This window comes from Acinetobacter sp. YH16052, assembly GCF_013417155.1.
Classification (GTDB): Bacteria; Pseudomonadota; Gammaproteobacteria; order Pseudomonadales; family Moraxellaceae; genus Acinetobacter.
This window is the reverse complement of record NZ_VPEO01000001.1, coordinates 113,289-136,121: the sequence shown is the minus strand read 5'-3', so window position 1 is coordinate 136,121 and position 22,833 is coordinate 113,289. Positions and strand designations below refer to the sequence as shown.

The following is a 22,833-nucleotide window of genomic DNA, read 5'->3' as shown; positions in this document are numbered from 1 at the left end:
ATTTGATCATGCCCTGTTCAGGGTGACCTTAATACTTAAGCTGTAAATCAACTTACAATTATCTGAAAACGTACAAAATGCACAATTTTTAACGACTTGGCAAGTAGACTTATTTTAAAGCCTTCTTACGTCCCTGCCCGATCAGGAAAACTTCCTTGGAGCGAGCACGTGATGCCAAAGGTTTAGATGTTTTCAGAACATCAAAACTATCAACCACTTGCTTACGGAATTCGTCAAAACCTGAGCCTTGGAAAACTTTTACCACAAATTGACCTTTAGGGCCTAGCACCTTATTGGCAAAATCCAGTGCAAGTTCACACAAGTAAATCTGACGCGGTTGATCTACAGCCTTATTACCTGATGTATTGGGGGCCATATCTGAAATTACAACGTCTACAGTACGACCATCTAAAATTTCTAACAATTGCTGGAAGACTTCTTCTTCGCGAAAGTCGCCTTGCAAGAAAGTCACATCAGGTAATGCATCCATTGGTAAAATGTCAGATGCAATCAATAAACCTTTGTCGCCGACCAACTTACCTGCAATTTGTGACCAACTCCCGGGAGCTGCACCCAAGTCGACCACGGTCATGCCGGGTTTGATGATTTTGTACTTTTCTTGCATCTCTAAGAGCTTATATGCTGCACGCGCACGATAGCCGTCCTTTTGTGCCTTTTTCACATAAGGATCGTCTAAATGCTCTCTCATCCAATCACGACTACTTTTAGATAACTTTTGGTTGGTAATGCGTGTAGCCATAACTCTCTAAATAAAAAAACGTCCAATTATTAATTGTACGTGAAAAAGACATATTTTGCAGTATACATGTGTATCTAAATCTAGGAGTTTTGCTCGTTATGAAGAGATATTGGAAATGATTATTTCCTGATAATTTAAAGCGTTTGTTTTTTGCTTTTGCTATACTAAGCCGTTTTAAAATTCAGGTTATCTCTCATGGCGTCTTTATCTATTCAGGAACGTAAGCGTTTACGTCAAATCGGACATGCTTTAAACCCGGTCGTTATGCTGGGTGACAAAGGCCTGACTGAAAATGTCATCGAAGAATTGGCGCGTGCTTTAAACGATCACGAACTGATTAAAGTAAAAATCGTAGCTGAAGATCGTGAAGCGCGTGCAGCATTGATTGCTGAAATTTCAGAAGCGACTGGTGCCGAAGTAGTTCAAACTATTGGTAAAATTGCGCTGCTTTACAAGAAAGCTGCGAAACAAAACCAAAAATTGTCCAACCTTGTCCGTTTCGCTCATCTGTCTAACTAAGTACAGGACTTATGGCAAGTTACGAACTTAGCGCATTTGATCGCCGTTTTCAGGCCATCTCTCTGGTTGCCGCCATTGAACAGCAAGGCCCATGCAATTTAAATGTGGGCTTCTGGATCCGTGATCCCAATCAGTACATCTTGTGGCCCGACATGGTGACGGCACATCCCCGTCAGGATTTCCTGTGGGAACAGACCTGCTTTGAAATTTTTATTGGGGTTCAGGGCGAAGATTTTTATCGTGAGATTAATCTTTCCCCTTCTCAGGCCTGGCAGGCTTATCAATTTGAAGAATACCGTTATCCTGAAGATATGCCACCGCAAGCTGCGGATGATATTGAGCTGAATCAGCTCAAACGTACGCATTATGGTCTTAATGTCAGTGTGGATCTGACTGATTTTATGGCAACACATAAACTGAAATGGGAAAACTTGTTCCTGGGTTTATCTGCTGTTTTAAAAACCTCACAAGGTGATCAATACTATGCCATGCAGCATAGTAGTCCTCAGGCAGATTTTCATAATAAACGTGACTGGTTGCATGTGTTTTAAATAGATTGACGCTGTGCATCAGCTATTTAAAGTGTAACAGGCGAATGAAACGTGAGACTTAAAGTCTCACGTTTTTGTTTATCGCTTAACAATGATTGATCCTCTATGTAATTATTTTAGATTTTTTATCGTTTTCAACGTTCATATTTTAGTGATGCAGATGATGCTGCTCCTGAATAGATTTCACAGCAGCATAAAGAATAAAAGCAAAAGTAATGATCATCAGAAGAATGGTCCCAAACACCAGTCCCAGTACTCCCAGACATAATACGATTACACCTAGATAAAGTATGCGCCCCAATCCGCTTTCCAGATTCAGTAGCATGATCAATATCAGTAAAATAAGTACACCTACAAAATGCTGTTGCATCGTGACCCCCTCTAATTGTTATTGTGAGTCCGTTTTACTGCATAAAGACAAAGGAGAACATTTGATTGTTCTCCTTTTTAAATAGCGGCCTTTCAGCGCAGCCTAACTTTTCAGCTCAGGACTTTTGTCCGAGCTCTCTGTTTTCACCACGGGTTTGACTTTTTTCAGTACTTCAATGGTACTGTCCTTAGAACGTTTAAAAGTATCGGTCAGATGTTCCTTATGCTTGGTCGAAATCTGACTGACATCCTCTTTCAACTCTTTACCCAGATTAGATAAGTCTTCGAAGACAGCGTTGAATTCTGTCTTGATAAAGCTTTTCAGTTCAGTTAATTCTTTCTGCGAACCGAAAATCTGCTCCTTCAAAGTATCAATACGCTGTAACACCTCCTGCTTAAATTGACGCAATTGTTCCTGCACAGTGTCGCTTAACTGCTTGGCTTCAACTTCAAGCTTTTCCTTACTTTCCTCGATGGTTTCAACTGCCTGATCTTTAGCCTCGACTGCTACTTTTTCAAGCTTCTCGGCAGTTTCAGTCACCACGCTCGGAGTGATTTTTTTAGATGTAGTAGATTTAGGTGCTGTAGCCATTTGTCTTGTTCCTATTGTTATATCGACTAAGCCATATTAGTAGATTTGATAAAAATTAAGATTTGATTTGTCTGACAATTATTAATTGCTTACATTTTTTCACATTGCCTACAAAACAGACTTCCATGCAAAAAGCAAGCCATTTATCTCATACTTTCACTGCAAAGCCGTTGGACTTTAGGGGTCGTTCTGCGTATAATGCCGTGTTAAGTTCAAGCGAGCAGACATAGGAGGGTAGGTTTAAAAATTAGCCTTCCTTTTTTTTCGTCTTCTCGCTTTTTTACAGCCTAAATTTCAGGAGCTTTGGTTTGAGCACCCCAGCAATTTTAGCCCTTGCCGACGGAACTATCTTTAAAGGTACTTCGATTGGCGCATCGGGTAGTACGACTGGTGAAGTCGTTTTCAACACTGCCATGACTGGCTATCAAGAAATTTTGACTGACCCGAGTTATGCACAGCAACTTGTGACACTGACTTACCCACATATCGGTAACACAGGCTGTAATGAAGAAGACGCTGAATCAGGTCGTATTCATAAGGTTTGGGCGAACGGATTGATCATTCGCGACCTGCCTTTACTGCACAGTAACTTCCGTTCAACCCAATCATTGGCTGAATATTTGGTACAACACAATGTTGTGGCAATTGCGGATATCGACACGCGTAAACTGACACGTATCCTACGTGACAAAGGTGCGCAAAATGGCTGTATCCTTGCTGGCGAAAATATCACTGAAGCTGAAGCGCTTGAAAAAGCACGTGCATTTGGTGGTTTAAACGGTTTAGACCTGGCAAAAGAATGTTGCGACCCTGAAGGTTTTGAATGGACTGAAGGCTCTTGGACATTAGGCAAAGGTTTCTCTCAACCAGAAGCTAAATTCCATGTTGTTGCATACGATTACGGTGTCAAAACCAACATCCTACGTATGCTTGCAGACCGCGGTTGTAAACTGACTGTTGTGCCGGCGCAAACTCCTGCTGCTGATGTACTTGCACTGAATCCAGATGGCGTGTTCTTATCGAACGGTCCTGGCGATCCGGCTGCATGTGACTACGCAATTGAAGCTGTAAAAACAATTGTAGAAACTACTGAAATTCCAGTATTTGGTATCTGCCTGGGTCACCAGATTCTTGCGCTTGCAAGTGGTGCTAAAACCTTAAAAATGCCTCACGGCCACCACGGTGCTAACCATCCTGTACAAAATCTAGATAATGGTACAGTGATGATTACTTCTCAAAACCATGGCTTCGCAGTCGATGAAAGCAATCTGCCTGATGTGTTGCGTGTAACGCATCGCTCACTGTTTGATGGCACCAACCAAGGTATTCATCGTACAGACAAACCTGCGTTCAGCTTCCAGGGTCACCCTGAAGCAAGCCCGGGTCCACATGACTGCGCACCATTGTTCGATCATTTCATCGAACTTATCGAAGCATCTAAGAAGTAATTAAGGAAGCATCATGGCTAAACGTACTGACATTAAAAGCATCTTGATTATTGGTGCTGGTCCGATTGTCATCGGTCAAGCATGTGAGTTTGACTACTCAGGTGCTCAAGCATGTAAAGCCCTTCGTGAAGAAGGTTACCGCGTTATTTTGGTCAACTCTAATCCAGCGACCATCATGACCGACCCAACCATGGCGGATGCAACTTACATTGAGCCAATTACTTGGCAAACTGTTGCAGCGATTATTGAGAAAGAACGCCCAGACGCTGTTCTTCCGACTATGGGTGGTCAAACTGCATTGAACTGTGCCCTTGCCCTTGATGAGCATGGCATTTTAGAAAAATTCAATGTTGAATTGATCGGTGCGACCAAAGAAGCGATTGAAAAAGCTGAAGACCGTAAACTGTTCGACCAGGCAATGCGTAAAATTGGTCTTGAATGTCCAAAAGCTGACGTTGCTGAGTCAATGGAACATGCTTTAGAAATTCAAGCACGTTTCGGCTTCCCAGTGATTATCCGTCCATCATTCACGATGGGTGGTTCAGGTGGCGGTATCGCGTACAACAAAGAAGAATTCATCGAAATTTGTGAACGCGGTTTCGATCTTTCTCCAACCAAACAGTTATTGATTGATGAATCTTTAATTGGCTGGAAAGAATACGAGATGGAAGTTGTTCGTGACAAAAACGACAACTGTATCATCGTATGTACCATTGAAAACTTTGACCCAATGGGCGTGCATACAGGTGACTCAATCACTGTTGCCCCTGCGCAAACATTGACAGACAAAGAATTCCAGCTTTTACGTAATGCATCTTTAGCGGTTCTCCGTGAAATTGGCGTAGAAACAGGTGGTTCTAACGTACAGTTCGGTATTTGCCCAAATACTGGCCGTATGGTGGTGATCGAGATGAACCCACGTGTATCACGTTCATCTGCACTGGCATCGAAAGCAACTGGTTTCCCAATTGCAAAAATCGCAGCGAAATTGGCTGTGGGTTATACGCTTGATGAGTTGAAAAACGACATCACTGGCGGTACAACACCTGCATCGTTTGAACCTGCAATCGACTACGTTGTTACTAAGATTCCTCGTTTCAACTTCGAGAAATTCCCACAAGCTGACGCAACGCTTACAACTCAGATGAAATCTGTCGGTGAAGTGATGGCGATTGGTCGTAACTTCCAGGAATCTGTACAAAAAGCCCTTCGTGGTCTTGAAGTGGGCGCTTCTGGTTTTGACGAAAAAATTGAAGTGGGTGCTGAAGGCGCGCGTGACAAGATCTTGCAAGAACTTAAAGTGCCAGGCCCAGAGCGTATTTGGTACGTGGGCGATGCATTCCGTCACGGCTTTACTTTAGACGAAGTATTCGCTGCAACGAACATTGACCGCTGGTTCTTGATTCAAATCGAAGACATCATTAAAACTGAAAACCAAATTAAAACTTTAGGTTCTGGCGACTTGAACGCGGACAACATCCGTGGGTTCAAACGTAAAGGTTTATCAGATCTTCGCATTGCGGACTTGATGGGCATTTCACAAAAACAATTCCGTAAACACCGTTGGAACCTGGGCGTAACGCCAGTTTACAAACGTGTCGATACATGTGCTGCAGAATTCGAATCTGATACAGCCTACATGTACTCAACTTACGATGAAGAGTGTGAAGCCAATCCGTCTGCGAAAGACAAGATCATGGTGATCGGTGGTGGTCCTAACCGTATTGGTCAAGGTATCGAATTCGATTACTGCTGTGTACACGCTGCTCTTGCAATGCGTGAAGACGGCTATGAAACCATCATGGTGAACTGTAACCCTGAAACAGTTTCTACTGACTATGATACATCTGATCGTTTGTACTTCGAACCAATCACTTTAGAAGACGTTTTAGAAATCGTACGTATCGAGAAGCCTAAAGGCATTATCGTTCAGTACGGTGGTCAAACACCTTTGAAATTGGCTCGTGCTCTAGAAGAAGCCGGTGCGCCAATCATTGGTACATCACCTGACGCGATTGACCGTGCAGAAGACCGTGAACGTTTCCAGCAAATGATTCAACGTCTGCAACTTCGTCAACCAAACAACAGCATTGTAAAATCTGCTGAAGAAGGTATGGCTGAAGCGTCTAAAGTAGGCTATCCATTAGTGGTACGTCCTTCTTACGTGCTTGGTGGTCGTGCGATGGAAATCGTGTACAACGATGAAGAACTCAAACGCTACTTACGTGATGCGGTTCAAGCATCAAACGAAGCACCTGTTCTGCTTGACCGTTTCTTAGATGATGCGATCGAAGTTGACGTAGACTGCGTATCTGATGGTAAAGACGTTGTAATCGGCGGCATCATGCAGCACATCGAACAAGCGGGTATTCATTCAGGTGACTCGGCATGTTCAATTCCTCCTTACTCTCTATCTAAAGAGATTCAGGACGAAATGCGTCGTCAAACTGTGGCGATGGCAAAAGAGCTTGGCGTAATCGGTTTGATGAACGTTCAGTTTGCTGTCAAAGGTGAAGATGTTTACATCTTGGAAGTGAACCCACGTGCGTCTCGTACTGTGCCATTCGTTTCTAAGTGTATCGGCGAATCTTTAGCGAAAGTTGCTGCACGTTGTATGGCGGGTCAATCTCTTGAGTCGCAAGGCTTCACAACTGAGATTATTCCTGAGCACTTCTCTGTCAAAGAAGCAGTGTTCCCGTTCAACAAATTCCCTGGTGTTGACCCGATCCTTGGCCCTGAGATGAAATCGACTGGCGAAGTGATGGGCGTTGGTAAAACATTTGGTGAAGCGTTCTATAAAGCTGTTTTAGGTGCAAATGAGCGTTTACCAGGTCTTCCAACTGAAGGCGAAGTGAAACACGCATTTATCTCTGTACGTGATTCTGATAAACCACGTGCGGCGGGTATCGCAAAACAATTGATTGACCTAGGCTTCAAGATTCTTGCAACTGATGGTACATTTAAAGTGATTAGCGATGCTGGTCTTGAATGTGAACGTGTCAATAAAGTAACTGAAGGTCGTCCTAACATTGTGGACCGTATTAAAAACGGCGAAATCCACCTTGTGATTAACACGACTGAAGGCAAAAAGGCACAAGAAGACTCATTCTCGATCCGTCGTTCAGCACTTCAAGGTAAAGTGTATAACACAACTACATTGAATGGTGCAGATGCAGTATGCCAAGCTTTAGCAATTAAATTGCCGATGGATGTATATCGTTTGCAAGACCTAACTAAAGGTTAATTCGCTTCCAAGAAGTCCCGCTACCTTCTTGGTGGCGGGCTTTTTTTTATTTATAGATTTTATATCTTTCAACTGACTTTTGAGGGACAACATGCAACGTTATCCTATGACACCTGAAGGCAAAATTGCCTTAGAGAAAGAATTACACCAACTGAAAACAGTGGATCGTCCACGTATCACAGCTTCAATTGCAGAAGCGCGTGAACACGGCGACTTAAAAGAAAATGCAGAATATCATGCAGCACGTGAACAGCAAGGCTTCTGTGAAGGTCGTATTCAGGACATCGAAGGCAAACTGGGTGCAGCTCAGGTGATCGACGTAAAAGAACTTGAACAGAATGGTCGTGTGGTTTTTGGTGTAACGGTCACGATTGAAAATCTGGATACTGAAGAACAGAAAACCTATAAAATTGTAGGTGATGACGAAGCAGACTTTAAGATTAACAAGATCTCTGTGAACTCGCCAATTGCACGTGGTCTTTTAGGTAAAAACGAAGGCGACGATGTGAAAATCAATACACCAAACGGTGAAGTTGAATACGAAATTGTGAAAGTTGAATATCTTTAAAATTTAAAGCTGTTTAATTTAAAGCCCCTCGATTGAGGGGTTTTTTACCTTTATCTGCTTCCTACAAACGAATTAGTTCTGGGCTTCTTTTAAAAACCCCGATGCAAATAAATTAAATGCATGTAAAGCCTCAGGGAGAACCTGCTCAGGATGTTCGCTAGAAGCCACCCAGAGGGCTGCATTCATTGCAGCACCATTTAAAAATACCGCAGCAGCTTCCGGATCAACTGTTTTAATTCGATCTGCTACCAATAATTGCTCAACACATTCACGCGTGGACTGCAAACATCTGTTTTGACTTGGCCAGTGTGCAGGATCACCCAATACCGCAGGCCCATCGCGCAATACAATGCGCTGGAATTCAGAGTTTAAGGCATTTTGAATATAGGTCTGCCCTTCAAACAACAATCCTTCCCACAGATCATCAGGCTGCTCCAGATGCTGCTGGGCAGATGAAGCCATTTCCGAATCGATCTGGTCGACCACTGCAGCAAACAAGCCTTTTTTATCGCCAAAATGATGATACAACGCTCCACGGGTCAGCCCTGCTTCTGCCGTGAGCTTATCCATTGAAGTGTCTGCATAGCCATATGCTGCAAATGCACGGCGTGCCACTTCTATCAGTTTCTTGCGGGTTTCCGCCATCTTTTGTTCACGAACAGACATGAATTACTTTACCTCATCATCATAAAAATTTTAATTGACATACGGACCGTATGTCAATTATGTTTACATACGAGGCGTATGTGAAAGTTAAATTGCTTTCACTCACTGATAAATTAGACATTGAATGAGAATAGTCATGACTAGAACTGCGATATTCCCCCAAGACCGCCATGCCCTGTATGAACAGCATGGTTATTCTGCTGCAATCAAATCGGAAGACTTACTTTTTGTTTCTGGTCAGGTCGGTAGCCGTGAAGATGGCTCGCCTGAACCCAACTTTGAAAAACAGGTAGAACAGGCTTTTAAAAACTTAGCCGCAACATTGGCAGCGGCTGGTTGTACTTTCGATGATATTGTCGATGTCACCACATTTCACACTGACCCAGAGCAGCAATTTGAAAGCATTATAAAAGTTAAGCAGCAAGTGTTTCAGCAAAAGCCTTATCCTAATTGGACAGCTGTTGGCGTGACTTGGCTGGCAGGTTTTGATTTTGAGATTAAAGTGATTGCCCGTATTCCTACAGCGTCTACACCAGTCTAATCATTTGCGTTATTCGCACTCGCTTGAGTATCTTTTAGAGATTATTCAGCAAGTTTAAACGCCGATTAGGTATAATTTCTTATTCACTATTTTTTTGTATCTTCCTTATGGCTGAAAAGTTAATTAATTCCCCTGTCAAACACTGGTGTGAGTTCGAATTCATCTCAAAAACGGTGAGGAATCCGAACATTCATATTAAGGGGAATTATTCTTACTATTCCGCTTATTGGGATCAAGGGTTTGAGCGCTGTGTGGTGCGTTATCTACATGACAAGTCCTCTACTCCAGATAAACCCATTGATCAGCTCTATATCGGCAATTTTGTCTGTTTTGGCGCAGAATGCGTGATTATGATGGGTGGTAATCAATTACACCGTACAGACTGGATTTCAGCCTTTCCCTTCAATACACGCAGTTTTGTGCCTGCTGGCGACACACTCATTGGCGATGGTTGCTGGATTGGCTCACGTGCCATGATTATGCAAGGTGTAACGCTTGGCGAAGGTGCTGTGGTGGCAACAGGTGCCGTGGTCACCAAAGACGTTCCATCATACGCAGTGGTCGGTGGCGTGCCTGCCAAAATTATTAAATATCGTTTTCCTAAAGCAGATATAGAAAAACTGCTTTCTCTTAAGCTCTATGACTTAGATGAAAAGCAGTTTTTAAAAATGCGTGAGCAGTTGCAGACGGATGATGTTGAAAGTCTAGTTCGTTATCTTAAAATCCCCTGAAAAAATGGAATTATTTTTGTTAAACAACTTTTAACAGTCTTATTATTTATTATTACGGATCAACTTGTCAGCACATAATAAAAACTGCTAAGTATATCTAAAGCCCTTCACTCGTATAGATTTCAAACCAACAATAAATGGTAAAGCTTGACCACTTCAAAGAATATTTTTTGATTTTCTATAATGGTGACAAATTTGACTAGAAGTTCGGCATACAGGTTGATTAAATTTTCCAGTGATACGTCTAATTAATTACACGCTAGATGCCTGCAAGATTTTTCTTATATACAAAAAAATGGACTAAGTAATTTTTATCTTAGTCCATTTCTACTTTATCTATTGAGGTTAAAATTGTTTGGTGATACTAAACCAAGACTCAACATCATTACGTTCTTCCATGCTGCTTGGTTTATCACTAAATGGGAAACCAACTTGTAAGGCGGCTGTCCATTTTGAAGCAGTGGACAAGTTTAAACCAAAACCGGCACTGTGAATACTTTCCTGATTATCACCTGAGAATCCACGCCATGTACTGGCTTGACGTTTAACAGTAGCGGTATCGACAAACACTTTACCACTTAGCTGATTATACCCACTTGTATATAAATTACGTTTTAATTCTGCTAAAGCATAATATCCGGTTGATCCACTCAAAGCACTATGCTGATACCCAGCAATACCATTGGTGCCACCTATACTGAATTGCTGTGCACTATCTAGGTTATCTGGACTATATTGTGCCTGGAGTGCTGTATATAACTGCGTGCCTGATGTACCTAAATTCTGTAAGCGAGACACATTGACAGAAACTGCCACAAAATCGCCTTCAGTTTTGGCAGTGGCTTGATCATACGCTAAAGCAGCTTGATTTTTAAATGTCACATGTCCAAAATCTGATGCCACACCAAACTGTGTCAAGCCACCACCGGCAAATTTGTCTTTTTGCAGAACATCCAGACGAATTTGCCCCACATGAATATCACGATGACGATATGAATCAACCAGGGTAATATCATCTTCTAAACGCTTAAAATCATATTGCACACCTAGCATCACTTCTGCATTACGACTAAATAATACAGGGTGACTTAACCAAAAACTGGCTTGCTGCGCATCCCCAATCGCATCTAAGGCTTTATATTCTTTGTCTAATTCATAATCAAGGATCGAGTAACTTGCACCTAAACGTGTACCCAAACCGTTAACTGTAGCCTCGTAACCTAGACGGCCATAATTTAAGTGACCTGAAGTCATCGCATTAACATTTAAGCGGTCGCCAAAACCAAGTAAGTTATTGACAGCCAGCCCTGTATTACCACGTATTTCACGTGTGTATTCGTTGCCATAGTTATCCAAACCGATATAACCAGTAATTTTTTGGTCTTCTTGGATATGTATAGTCAAATCACTGGTTCCGGGATAACGCCCAGCACTTATCACATTCTGGATTTTCACCCCATTTAAGCGACTTAAAATCATTAGTTGCTGCTGTAAAGCAGCTGATTCAATAATATCTCCCGATTGTAAAGGAGATAAAATCTGTTCAATTAACTCATCAGAGGTATTAGTTTGATTATTAATCTGGATACGGTCATATTTTGCTTCCAGAATCCCAATAGTCACCTGCCCTTGAGATAGATTTTGTGCAGGCAAATAAGCACGACTATAAGGGTAACCCTTCTGCTGATAATAAGCGTTTAAAGCCTTGGTTAATTTTTGCAAATCAGCCAAGCTATAAATCTGTCCTTCGGCATCTTTTACAATTTTGTGTAATTCTTCTGTCGCAATACTTTCATTGCCTCGGATCACAATTTTTTCAATTTCAACTTGCTGCTGTGAATCAATTGATCCTGTTTGCAACTGTTGAGACACTTCAATATTTACGTCCGCTTGAGGAAAATATGGTTGTACAGTCTGTTGCTGGAGTAATTGACCAGCATCAGGAACTGTATTTGCCAAAACAGGAAAACTATTAACCGCCAAACTACTGATTAGTAATGTTTTTTTAGAATACAACATTATTTAAAATTCCCCGTTAAAGTTTGGATTCCATCCATATTTATGCCATCACCTACGATTTCTATTTCAATATGAGTAGATCGCTGTGATTGGCTTTCTGACTGATCAAGTACAGGTGCAAATTGAATTGCACGTTGATATTCAATTAAATTTAAGCCATTTGAATTAGTTGGCTCTTCCGGATTCGCTGGCTCGTCTGGATTCGCTGGCTCTTCCGGAGTCACTGGCTCTTCTGGAGTCACTGGCTCTTCTGGAATTATCGGTTGCTCTGGAGTCGTTGGCTCTTCTGGAGTCGTTGGCTCGTCTGGAATTGTCGGTTGCTCTGGAGTCGCTGGCTCTTCCGGATTCGTTGGCTCATCTGGAATTGTCGGTTGCTCTGGAGTTGTTGGCTCGTCTGGAGTTATCGGTTGCTCTGGAGTCGCTGGCTCTTCCGGAATTGTCGGTTGCTCTGGAGTCGTTGGCTCTTCTGGAGTTGTCGGTTGCTCTGGAGTTGTTGGCTCTTCCGGAGTCACTGGCTCTTCTGGAGTTGTCGGTTGCTCTGGAGTCGTTGGCTCTTCTGGAGTTGTCGGTTGCTCTGGAGTTGTTGGCTCTTCCGGAGTCACTGGCTCTTCTGGAGTTGTCGGTTGCTCTGGAGTCACTGGCTCTTCTGGAATTGTCGGTTGCTCTGGAGTTGTTGGCTCTTCCGGAATTGTCGGTTGCTCTGGAGTCGTTGGCTCGTCTGGAGTTATCGGTTGCTCTGGAGTCGTTGGCAAATCTGGGATGACAGCATTATCAACAATCTTTAACATGCCTGCAGTAAAGACTAATTCATAGTTTTGATCAGTACCACTCACGTTGTTGTAATAAGTACCTGCCAAAGTTCCACTTGCACCAGTTGCTGTAACATTAGTTAATGCCAGTTCGGTGTCACCGCCTACCAGACCTTCAACTGTAAATCCAGTCACACTGTTCGACTGTCCGCTATAGGTTGCTGTTAGACTATTACCAATGACTTGCAATTTGGCTTTTTCAATATCTGCTTGGGTTTGTTGGTTGCTGACTAATTCATAATTGGCTGCATCAACACCAGTAATTTCACCCATAACATTCACAACTTTGTTTTTACCCGCATTCTTATCTATGAATTGACCCGTAGTCAAAAAATTCACAGTGTCACCTTCGACTACATCTTGTAATTGACCATTTAACACAGCATGGGTACTACCATCATAGACTTTATCTTGCGCACTGATGGTGCCTGTAACTTGTTTTTTAGCAATATCCAAAATGCCATTTTCATACAGAATATTATAGTTTTTTGAAGATTCAGCACCACCAACGACATTTTCATAATGTCCAGCATTACGACCACTTGCAGTTGTATTGAAAATTTCACCTAATACGGTTTGTTGGTCATTACCCTTTAAACCTGAAACATTAAAGCCACTTACATTTTGATTTTTTCCATCATAAACTGTATTCAGACTATTTCCCGTTACCGTTGCAGTAGCTTTAGTAATGGTATACGTCCCACTTTTAAAGGAAATATCATAATTATTATTACCATTTGTATTAGCATAACCCACAGCATGTGTGTAAATGCCTGCATCTTGGCGGGTTGCCACCGCATTAATACTATTCCTAATAGTATCTTCGGTTTCACCTGCAACTAAACCTTCAGCAGTGAAACTATTAATGCGCTGTAAAGCACCATTGTATTCACGTGTTTCATCATTTGCCGTGACGGTAATTTTTTTCTTAGCAATGACAAATTCACCATCTTGATAATTAATATCGTAGTTTTGCGTTTCGGTATTTTCACCACTGACTTTATTTTTATAGATACCCGCATCTTTTGCAGAGACCCCACTGACTTCAATTTTACCAAGCAACGACTGATTTTCACTATTCACCATACCTTCTACGGTATAGCTCGGCTTATCCATTGACTGAGTTTGACCATTATAAATCTTACCGGTTTCACTCGAGCCTTTGACAGTCACCTGCGCCTTGTCAATAATTAAGCTGCCTTCATTCCCAATAAAGTCATAACCATGCTGATCATTAGAATAATAGGTCGCTTTATATTCACCCGCATTCGTCCCCTTGATTTCCCCATCTGCCACAAATTTATTTGTATCCAGACCTAAAACATCTGCAAATAATTGTTCTTTCCCGTTATATACCGTTTTTTTGTCTTTTAAACCTAAATCAATCTTAATTAAAAACTGACGTAAAAATGGAATTGTCTTGCCTTCATATATACGCCAAACCGCACTTGTACCCCCTAATTTGCTATTTTCATCTAAAAATAGAAAACTATCGGCAGATCTCATCTCGTCAGTGGTTAAGCCTTTCGTTTCATCCGTACCTTGACCAATCCCAGCAGTATTCTGCTCTTTATCCCAATAAGTCGTAGTCACTGTACCTGCGTTATGACCTACCACTGCACCAGTTTGGGTAACACCTTCCACTCGACCCATCGTAAATGCATTTTTAACTGTGCTATTTATACCCTGCTGACCAATCAAGCCACCGATCTGACTCTGGCCAGAGACATTGCCTGTGCTATAAACATCTTGAATATCGGCATTATTTAAACCAATCAAGCCCCCAACCTGATCTTGACCATTTACCTTGGCTTTACTGTAAACAGCTTGAAGTATTTGCTCATTATTCCCGATAAGACCACCCACTTTACTTTGTCCACGTACTTCACCTGTACTGTAAACACCTTCAAGTAAGCCTTGGTTTTTACCGACAAGACCTCCAACATCATTACGACCTGTAACTTGAATATCGGTTACACCAACATTTTTAACTGCCCCTTTGTTAACACCGATCAAACCAACTTGATCTTTGCCTTCATTTAGCATAAAGACATCAGAAATTTGATAGCCTAGACCATTCATTACACCAGTAAAGGCTTGGTCTGTGCTGCCCAAGGACTCAAAACCTTGACCATCACCACTACTCCAAGTTGATGTTACCCTCGCATCAATATCATTACCTAAAATATAGTGACCATCTAATTTTTGATTTACTGCTTGAAGTTGATGAATGTTTTGGATCACCGAGTAAGCAATATCACCCTCACCTTTCAACTTAACTTCGTTACTGCCTTTATGGCCTCTTAGAAAAGCTGTTGTTTGATTATCTGCATTATTCCAAATACCATCAAAATCAAAACCCGTATAGTTTTCAGCATTAAACATTTGTTCACTACCTAAACCATTGCTTTCAGCACTACCTGCACTGGTGCTTTGACCTGTCTTTTCTTTATCCCAAACACTATTGAATACGGTGCCTTTGACATTTTTTGCAACCAAACCACCACTTTGGGCGTCCTGTGCATTCACGGTGACTTTTCCAGCAGCATAACTAGTGTTCAATGTAGAATCTAGAATCTCACCCACTAAACCGCCAACAATTGTTTCTCCAGTCACAGCTCCTACTGCATAACTGTCCTTAATTTCGGAACCATAATATGAATTACCAGCCAGACCACCTACGTTTTGTATACCAGTGACATCTCCAGTCGTATAACTTCGTTGAATTGTGGCATTGTTGTTATTGTCGCCAACGAGACCACCAACGATCTCATCCCCTGTGACATTTCCTGTTGCGTATGAATTTTTAATATGGGCATTGTCGTTACCGCCAACCAAACCTCCGACATAACTTGAATATGCCCCACCCGTTACATCACCTGTGGCATAGGAGTCTTGAATTTTACCGTCATAATTCCCCCCAACCAAACCACCGATCGTGCCATAACCTTTTACATCGGCATGACTGAAACTGTTTTCAATCAGGCTATTGGTACTGTTGCCGACCAAACCACCGACAAAGCTATCGCCTTGAATGGAACCATTTTTTACTCCAACATTGCGTACTTGAGCATCTTGTAGATAACCAAATAAACCTACGCCAAAGTTATAAGGACGATCAATCGTCAGATTGGATACGGTATGCCCGAGACCATCAAAATAACCGCTAAACTCACCATCAAACTCATTACCAAGTGGATTAAAACCAGCATCACCTTCTGCACCCCAGTTTTTGGTTGCATTTGCGTCAATGTCAGCACCTAGTACATAATTTCCTGCAAGATCACCATTAATACCTTGTAGGTCTTGAGCAGTAACAGAGCCTTCCGTGCCCAGTTCAGTAATGACGGTATAGTTTTTTGTCGCGTCACCACCTTTTTTTGTACTGAAGTTTTGGCCCGCTTTTAAATTGATCTTTGCACCATCTGCCAAATGATAATTTGCGTCTTGATTATTATTTTGACCATAAATCAATGCGACTTTGCCATCTGAATGCTCTGAGGTAATGTTGGCATTGACGTTAATATCATTGTGAGCTTTCAATGTTAAGGTTGAAGCATTATTCCACGTTACATCAGCATTGACATGAATATCCCCCGCTTCATTTCCTGTACTTTGTGTTTCAATAATGACCGAAGTGCTGTGTAAATTGTTTTCTAATGTTTTTGCACCAATACCACTTCCAGTTTTTGCCGCCGTACCACCCTCAATAGTGAAATCAGTTGGGTCAATTAACCATGTTCCGGTTTTTCCTTCAGTTGATTGCGTTGAAACCTGTGTATTTTTATCAATTTTCACATTGGCCGCAGAAGTTTCAATAAAGCCACCATCTTGGCCATTTTGACCTTCTGCTTTTAGCGACCCACTGACTGTAGTTATGCCTGTTGCCATATCAGCCAATAAAATAATTTCGCCTTTCGCATTTTGTGTCAGACGGTTGGCTTCAATCACGCCACTATGATTGACCACTACTTTACTTAAATTATCACGAGCTTTTGCGGTTAAATACACAGCACCATTATTAGCAAGAACTGCACCGCTGTTATCGATTAAACCTTGTAAGGTTCCAATATCCACTTGGTATTCAGTCAAATCACCATCTTGCAAACGCAAAGTCACTTGGTCTGCTGCAGTAAAATGAATTACACCTTGATCAGCCTCGACATTCCCTGCATTGATGACAGTAGGTGCAATAAAGGCAACGACTCCACCATTGGCAATCACTGAACCATAGTTTTCAACTTTACCTTTACCACCCTGGTTTTTTAATGTGAAATTCCCACTGATAATATCGCCATCGTTTACATTTAAAGTAGATGCAACAATACCCCCTACATTTACTTGGGCAGTTTTAGAAAAAATCACCCCGTTCGGGTTAAGTAAGAAAACTTGTCCGTTTGCATTCAGTTTCCCCATAATTTTGCTAGCATTACTGTCCAGCACACGGTTGACTGCAATCGATGAAGCATTCGGTTGATAAAAATTTACAGTCGCTTCACGACCGATATTAAATTGATCCCAGTTAATTCCAACGTTCTGGCTATTTTGATGTACGTTGAGTGTATTGTTATTTTGACTGATTTGGGCAGAGCCTACCGTAATATTTCCACCTGTAGGCAATTGTGCATCGTAAATACTTGCCATTACAGAAATAGGCAATAATGCCAAGCTGAATAATGAAAGTCGTGCATAGCCCAATAATGTTTGTACAATAGGTTTTAGTTTGAATTCAGCTGATTTTTTAGTCCCTCGACAATGTCCTTTTTTTAATTCAGATGTGACTTGTGAACAACCTAGATTTTTGTTCCAAACTGTTTTATAAACCTTATTCATTTCCATAGTCCCCAAGATAAAATATCAGCCAAGCACATTCCTTTTTAATTTATGCTTAAATAATTTCTCTGCTTTATTCAACAAAAAGTAATTATAGAGCCACATAAAATCCAGCAAATATACAATATTTAAATTAAATTTAAAATCTAATTTTCATTTTAAATAAATAAAAAATTATCAAAAAAAATAAGAGGATTTAAAAAATTGTCATAAACAGACACTAAGTGTCACTTGAGCATTATATATACAAAAAGAGTTTGATTTAAAAACAGATCAAAATCTAATTATAAATTTCAATTTTTTATATTTCTAAGAAATTTAATATAAAAATAACTGATCAAATTACCGATAGAGGGCTTTGTTGCACAAAGATTTGAAATGCAAAGCGCCCCTAATTGAGCCAAATTTAAGGCGTAACTTGGGTAAGTGGTCGACCTAATTCCGTAAATCTGTTAAGGACTGCTACACGTGCATGGATCTCATTCACTTGGCTATCAAAACTCCTTGCACTGAGTTTATCTCCTAATAATTTGATGCAATGCATCTTAGTTTCAACCAAACTTCGCCGATGATAGCCTGACCATTTTTTCCATAGCGTCCTGCCTAAACGTTTAATTGTTCGAAGTAATTCATTTCGTTCTAGCGAGCTAATCTTTGTATCTTTCCATGGTTTCGCATTTTTTCTAGGTGGAATCACCGCATGCCCTTGCCGATCTGCAATGACCTGACGGCATTGCTTGGTGTCATAAGCTCCATCGGTATAAACAGAGTCAATCTGCTCATCTTGTGGAATCTGATCAAGTAAATCACCAAGCACCTGTGAATCACTGACATTATTGGTTGTAAGCTGAACTGCTCGTATTTGCAGGGTTTTGGCATCTATACCAATATGTAGTTTACGCCATTGGCGACGATATTCAGGTCCATGTTTCTTGCGTTTCCATTCGCCCTCACCTAGAAACTTCATGCCTGTAGAGTCCATGAGTAGATGCAGCCCATCGCTACTTTTTTGGTAGCTGATTACAATATCAATATGCTTTTGTCTTCTACAAAGCGTGGTGTAATCTGGAGCTATCCAATTTAATCCGCAAAGTTTAATCAGACTTTGCACAAAGCCAGTAACCATACGTAAAGACAGACGGAATAAGGATTTAATCATTAAGCAGCATTGGATGGCTGCGTCGGAGTAGGTTTGATTTCGCCCTTGTTTGCCTTTTGATGGCGCATACCATTGCGTAGCAGGATCAAACCAAATGGCAATATTTCCGCGACTCATGAGTGCTCGGTTATATGCGGGCCAATTGGTTGTGCGGTAGATTTTGTGTGTAGGCTTCTTCATTTGAAAATTATATCGCTGAAAAAGCCTTTACAGATAGGTTTGTGCAACAAAGCCCCGATAGAGTAATAATTCTTTAATTATCTAAATATTTCCGCACAACCCACTATAAGCAAATATAAAAATTAAATTATTGTTTTTTATATTAAAAATAAAATATATATTTATAAAATTAGTTAAAATAGTTAAACATTCCCTCAGTTTATGTGATCAATTCCTCCAATATCAAAGTATTAAAAAACTCCACCACAAATACAAACCACAAACAAAACCAAGTCACATATTTATAAAAAAATAAACTACAGTTCAACTTATAATAAGAAATAAAATTCAAGCTTAATAATAAAAAACAACCAAATCTATTTTTTTAAATTAATAATAAAATTAATTCACATAATTTAAATGCTCGAATATATACATAAAAATTTAAATTAATATAATAACCCCTAAACACTGAATAATATAAAGACTATATTATCCTAAACCACCTTTCATTAAACGGATCAATTTTAATATGAAAATTGTGACAAAGAACTCACTAAACACATTATACTTGTGTGTTTGTGCAGCAATGTTATCTGCTTGTGGAGAATCGTCCTCTAACAACACTAACAATAATAATGCTGTAGAACCTGAAAGCTCTATAACTCAAAAGCTTTTTAGTTTTATTACTTCAGATTCTGATTATCCAGAACCAGTTAAAGACACTTTCAGTTCCAATACTTTAGGTTTTTTTGATATTAATGCTGAAGGCAGTACACGTACTATTCGTAATGACTTGACTGGTAATTTTGCCGCAATGGTCCAGTTCGCGCAGAACCACACTGTAGATCCTAAAGGGAATGATACAAAGCAGATGCCGCGTCTGACCACTGAAAAAGATGCCTTGCTTTTAGTCACGCCTACAGCCGCTATGGGTAATGTTCAGCAATTAAATGCTGAAATCTACCTGAATAGCCGACTTGTACGCCGTATAGCTTTACAAGAGCCATCTCAAATTCCAGCTGCAGACCAAACAAATAATGACAATCGTCCACGAGTTCAATACTCCAAACGGGCTTGGACAGCTACATTAAATTGGGATGAGATCAAACCCGGTTTAAATATCCGTATTGTTGATCCTAATTCCCGTAAAAATGGCCGTTTGGCAGCAGACGATATTGATTTTGCTGCACCAGGCGAATTGGTGGTGCAATCCATTCGTCTAGGACTGCTTTCTCAACCACCAACAGGCAATTATTTATTCTTAAATCAGCCTGAGCAGGCGGGTGCCGACTACTTGCAAACCATCCCTGCTGCAAAAATTACAGTCAGCAAATACGACGACATGATTTTAGACAAAGTCATGGTCGCAAACGGTAAAATTTACGATACTGTCAGTGAGACTGAAGGTGGTGTTTATGCAGGTGACATGCGTGAAAATACAGCTAAATCAACATTCAGCACAGGAATCAACCTTGCAAACTGGGGTATTACCAGTGCTGGAATGGCTAGCCAACAACAACCGCAACTGACACAAAGTGTGGTCATTCATCATGCCCGCGGAAACTATAAAAATGGTTACCAAACTCATGGCTTAAGTGGGGGTAATGGTATTTTAACCCTGATTGATTCAGTAGGAAATGAGTTCAGCCATGAGATCGGTCACCATTATGGCTTGGGGCATTATCCTGGACAGAATGGTGATAACTACTTTTGGGCATCCCATCATAGTGACAGTGGCTGGGGTTATATTTCATATCGTAAACGTATGCGCAGTAATATTAACTGGAATGTGAGCAATACGAATAACCGCCTGAACGGGACTCCATTATTTGATCAACAATATGTATATGCGCCTGATTCTATGGCGGGTGGCAGCTTCTCCAGCTCACTCTCACGTTATACGCATTACACAGGTTATAGTACTTACCATAAGATTCAGCCTGCATTTGGCAAACCTGTCTGGGATGCAAACGCTCCAACAGGCTATAAACAATGGAATCCTACCACCCGTCAAATGGACGTGGTTCAGCCAAAAGTGCCGAGCTCAAATCAGGTCTGGTATAACAGCGCCGATGGTAATTATTTAAAACCGGCAAAATTCGGTGTTCCTGTATTTACAATACTAGGAGGTTATGACCCGGAAGCCAATGTGGGATTACTCTACCCTGCGGCACGTGGTAACTGGGGGAATGTATTTGATTTACCGCAAGCCGATACCAGTTTAAGCACCAGAAGTTGCTGGGCACATGTCACCTATGCCAACCGAATGGCACAAAATATTGCTTTAGCTCCAATACGAATGGGAAGTAATGCCAATAAACTGCATATCAACCTGGCTCAAAGCGATAATCCACAGCATGTAGATCTATATTGCAAGAAAGCCGGTGAACAGGCCATAAAACTCTCTTCTATTGATATTCCAATCTATGTCACTCCATTACCGACAGCAGTCAGTTTTGGTAAGGAACAAGGTTTTAATGCCCTTCGTAAAGTTGAACTCCCTGAACTTGAGCGAGCTTTAACAGACAATCAGGGTAAATTTATTGCCAGACTGAATACCAACCACAAAGTACTTTTTGATAGCTATCGCGAGTATAAGAATGAATTTTCATCAGCTGCGCTAGCCGAGCTGGAACGTTACGAAAAACAGGAAAATACCCTATACCGTTTGAATCGTTGGGTAAACTATTACCGTAATGATTTATTCTCTGTTCCTGCAACCAGCCAGGCTTTAAAAACGTTTGTTGCGGATTTAGGCCTTCCAGCCACCAACCCGATGCAAGATGCCAGCATGCTGGTTATGCCCTATATGAATTCTTCGTGTTTAAAAGCTGAATTTGTTGCCGGTGCAACCGCACCTAGCGTCTATATGAGTGGTAAAGCCAATTGTACAGGTGATGCAGCAAGTCTATGGGTCTATGATGCGGTGGGTAAAATCCATAGTGTGAAATATCCTGAATACTGTTTGGCAGGTGCAGGATTAGCAGCATGTGACAATAATATGTCCAATCAAATTTGGGGAACGACTGTCAATGGTACAACTCAGCAATTCCGTCAGAACAATTCATGTTTAGACCTGCACGGTGGTCGCGCACCTGCGGTGGACGGTCGTGGCATCCTGACGACTTACGGTTGTAATGCTGCAAATAATCAGAAATGGACCATCGTCCCACAAAGCCAAAACTTTGTCTTAGCTGCATCGAGTAGCCAGAATTTACCAATTCTTGTGAATGCGCTTAGCAGCCCTTAAGGCAAATTTAAAATCAGCAGCCATAAAAAAACCCACTCAATCGGAGTGGGTTTTTTCAGAATATGGTGGCTATGACGAGACTTGAACTTGTGACCCCCGCATTATGAGTGCGGTGCTCTAACCAACTGAGCTACATAGCCTTAAACTGTGCGCGCATTATGGGATTTTCTGTAAATCACGTCAACCCCATATTGTGCTGTTTGATCAAAATTTGTTGAAGTGAGCCGATAAGCCGGGTTCTGTCGTGAACGATCATTCCTCTAGGCGCACAATCACTCATGCGCTCAAGCGACCTACCCGAATCCAGCATGGGCCATGCCTAATGGATTCCTATTTGGTCTTGCTTCCGGTGGGGTTTACCTCGCCATGAACTGTTACCAGCCATGCGGTGCGCTCTTACCGCACCCTTTCACCCTTACCTCCGATTCCGATTGCTCGAAAACATAATGAAGGCGGTCTTCTCTCTGCTGCACTTGCCGTCGGTTTGCACCGCCCAGGCGTTACCTGGCACCTTGCCCTATGAAGCCCGGACTTTCCTCCCCTGCTTCAATCACGGAGATCTCCACAGCAGCGATCGTCTGGCTCACTTCGAGCGGCATAGTATCAAATATC

The 22,833-nt window shown here is 41.4% G+C and carries 15 protein-coding genes, 1 tRNA gene and 1 other RNA gene; 8 read left to right on the top strand and 9 right to left on the bottom strand.

Annotated elements, in window-relative coordinates; all coding sequences use genetic code 11:
• Window positions 1–109: 109 nt before the first annotated feature.
• Window positions 110–760 (bottom strand): 23S rRNA (uridine(2552)-2'-O)-methyltransferase RlmE, encoded by a 651-nt coding sequence (gene rlmE / locus FTV42_RS00665; protein WP_004645756.1) that lies wholly within the window; start codon window positions 758–760, stop codon window positions 110–112.
• A 195-nt stretch (window positions 761–955) separates the two neighbouring features.
• Between rlmE and yhbY the strand changes: the two genes are divergently transcribed.
• Together yhbY and FTV42_RS00655 are read left to right on the top strand one after the other, a co-directional pair.
• A complete protein-coding gene (gene yhbY, locus FTV42_RS00660) occupies window positions 956–1,279 on the top strand; it encodes a ribosome assembly RNA-binding protein YhbY (RefSeq protein ID WP_004280569.1) in 324 nt (107 codons plus the stop codon).
• Window positions 1,280–1,290: 11 nt separating this feature from the next.
• Complete coding sequence (locus FTV42_RS00655; RefSeq protein ID WP_004280571.1) at window positions 1,291–1,830, top strand: DOMON-like domain-containing protein; 540 nt, start codon at window positions 1,291–1,293, stop codon at window positions 1,828–1,830.
• A 148-nt stretch (window positions 1,831–1,978) separates the two neighbouring features.
• On the opposite strand, the gene FTV42_RS00650 is transcribed toward FTV42_RS00655, so the two are convergent.
• Window positions 1,979–2,200: a hypothetical protein gene (locus FTV42_RS00650; protein WP_004280572.1), complete on the bottom strand. Its 222-nt coding sequence runs from the start codon at window positions 2,198–2,200 to the stop codon at window positions 1,979–1,981.
• Window positions 2,201–2,302: 102 nt separating this feature from the next.
• Window positions 2,303–2,791, bottom strand: a complete 489-nt coding sequence (locus FTV42_RS00645) for a hypothetical protein (RefSeq protein WP_180037114.1) — start codon at window positions 2,789–2,791, stop codon at window positions 2,303–2,305.
• Between the two features lie 308 nt (window positions 2,792–3,099).
• Between FTV42_RS00645 and carA the strand changes: the two genes are divergently transcribed.
• From carA to greA, 3 genes are all read left to right on the top strand, one after another.
• Window positions 3,100–4,239: a glutamine-hydrolyzing carbamoyl-phosphate synthase small subunit gene (gene carA, locus FTV42_RS00640; protein ID WP_004280574.1), complete on the top strand. Its 1,140-nt coding sequence runs from the start codon at window positions 3,100–3,102 to the stop codon at window positions 4,237–4,239.
• A 13-nt stretch (window positions 4,240–4,252) separates the two neighbouring features.
• A complete protein-coding gene (gene carB / locus FTV42_RS00635; protein ID WP_180037113.1) occupies window positions 4,253–7,483 on the top strand; it encodes a carbamoyl-phosphate synthase large subunit in 3,231 nt (1,076 codons plus the stop codon).
• A 91-nt stretch (window positions 7,484–7,574) separates the two neighbouring features.
• On the top strand, window positions 7,575–8,051 hold the full coding sequence (gene greA / locus FTV42_RS00630; RefSeq protein ID WP_004645764.1) for a transcription elongation factor GreA: 477 nt from the start codon (window positions 7,575–7,577) through the stop codon (window positions 8,049–8,051).
• Window positions 8,052–8,123: 72 nt separating this feature from the next.
• Here greA and FTV42_RS00625 read toward each other — a convergent pair whose 3' ends face one another.
• A complete protein-coding gene (locus FTV42_RS00625) occupies window positions 8,124–8,717 on the bottom strand; it encodes a TetR/AcrR family transcriptional regulator (protein ID WP_180037112.1) in 594 nt (197 codons plus the stop codon).
• A 136-nt stretch (window positions 8,718–8,853) separates the two neighbouring features.
• Here FTV42_RS00625 and FTV42_RS00620 point away from each other — a divergent pair, with 136 nt between their 5' ends.
• Together FTV42_RS00620 and FTV42_RS00615 are read left to right on the top strand one after the other, a co-directional pair.
• Window positions 8,854–9,258 (top strand): RidA family protein, encoded by a 405-nt coding sequence (locus FTV42_RS00620; protein WP_180037111.1) that lies wholly within the window; start codon window positions 8,854–8,856, stop codon window positions 9,256–9,258.
• Window positions 9,259–9,365: 107 nt separating this feature from the next.
• On the top strand, window positions 9,366–9,989 hold the full coding sequence (locus FTV42_RS00615; protein WP_180037110.1) for a CatB-related O-acetyltransferase: 624 nt from the start codon (window positions 9,366–9,368) through the stop codon (window positions 9,987–9,989).
• Between the two features lie 345 nt (window positions 9,990–10,334).
• Here FTV42_RS00615 and FTV42_RS00610 read toward each other — a convergent pair whose 3' ends face one another.
• From FTV42_RS00610 to FTV42_RS00600, 3 genes are all read right to left on the bottom strand, one after another.
• A complete protein-coding gene (locus FTV42_RS00610; RefSeq protein WP_180037109.1) occupies window positions 10,335–12,008 on the bottom strand; it encodes a ShlB/FhaC/HecB family hemolysin secretion/activation protein in 1,674 nt (557 codons plus the stop codon).
• Window positions 12,008–17,650, bottom strand: a complete 5,643-nt coding sequence (locus FTV42_RS00605) for a GLUG motif-containing protein (protein WP_180037108.1) — start codon at window positions 17,648–17,650, stop codon at window positions 12,008–12,010. The genes FTV42_RS00610 and FTV42_RS00605 overlap by 1 nt, the downstream gene beginning before the upstream one ends.
• A gap of 406 nt (window positions 17,651–18,056) precedes the next feature.
• On the bottom strand, window positions 18,057–18,989 hold the full coding sequence (locus FTV42_RS00600) for an IS5 family transposase (protein ID WP_180037107.1): 933 nt from the start codon (window positions 18,987–18,989) through the stop codon (window positions 18,057–18,059).
• A 511-nt stretch (window positions 18,990–19,500) separates the two neighbouring features.
• Here FTV42_RS00600 and FTV42_RS00595 point away from each other — a divergent pair.
• A complete protein-coding gene (locus tag FTV42_RS00595) occupies window positions 19,501–22,221 on the top strand; it encodes a M66 family metalloprotease (protein WP_180037106.1) in 2,721 nt (906 codons plus the stop codon).
• A 63-nt stretch (window positions 22,222–22,284) separates the two neighbouring features.
• Here FTV42_RS00595 and FTV42_RS00590 read toward each other — a convergent pair.
• A tRNA-Met gene (locus FTV42_RS00590) sits at window positions 22,285–22,361 on the bottom strand.
• Window positions 22,362–22,433: 72 nt separating this feature from the next.
• Window positions 22,434–22,811, bottom strand: an RNA gene (rnpB, locus tag FTV42_RS00585) — RNase P RNA component class A.
• Between the last annotated feature and the right edge of the window lie 22 nt (window positions 22,812–22,833).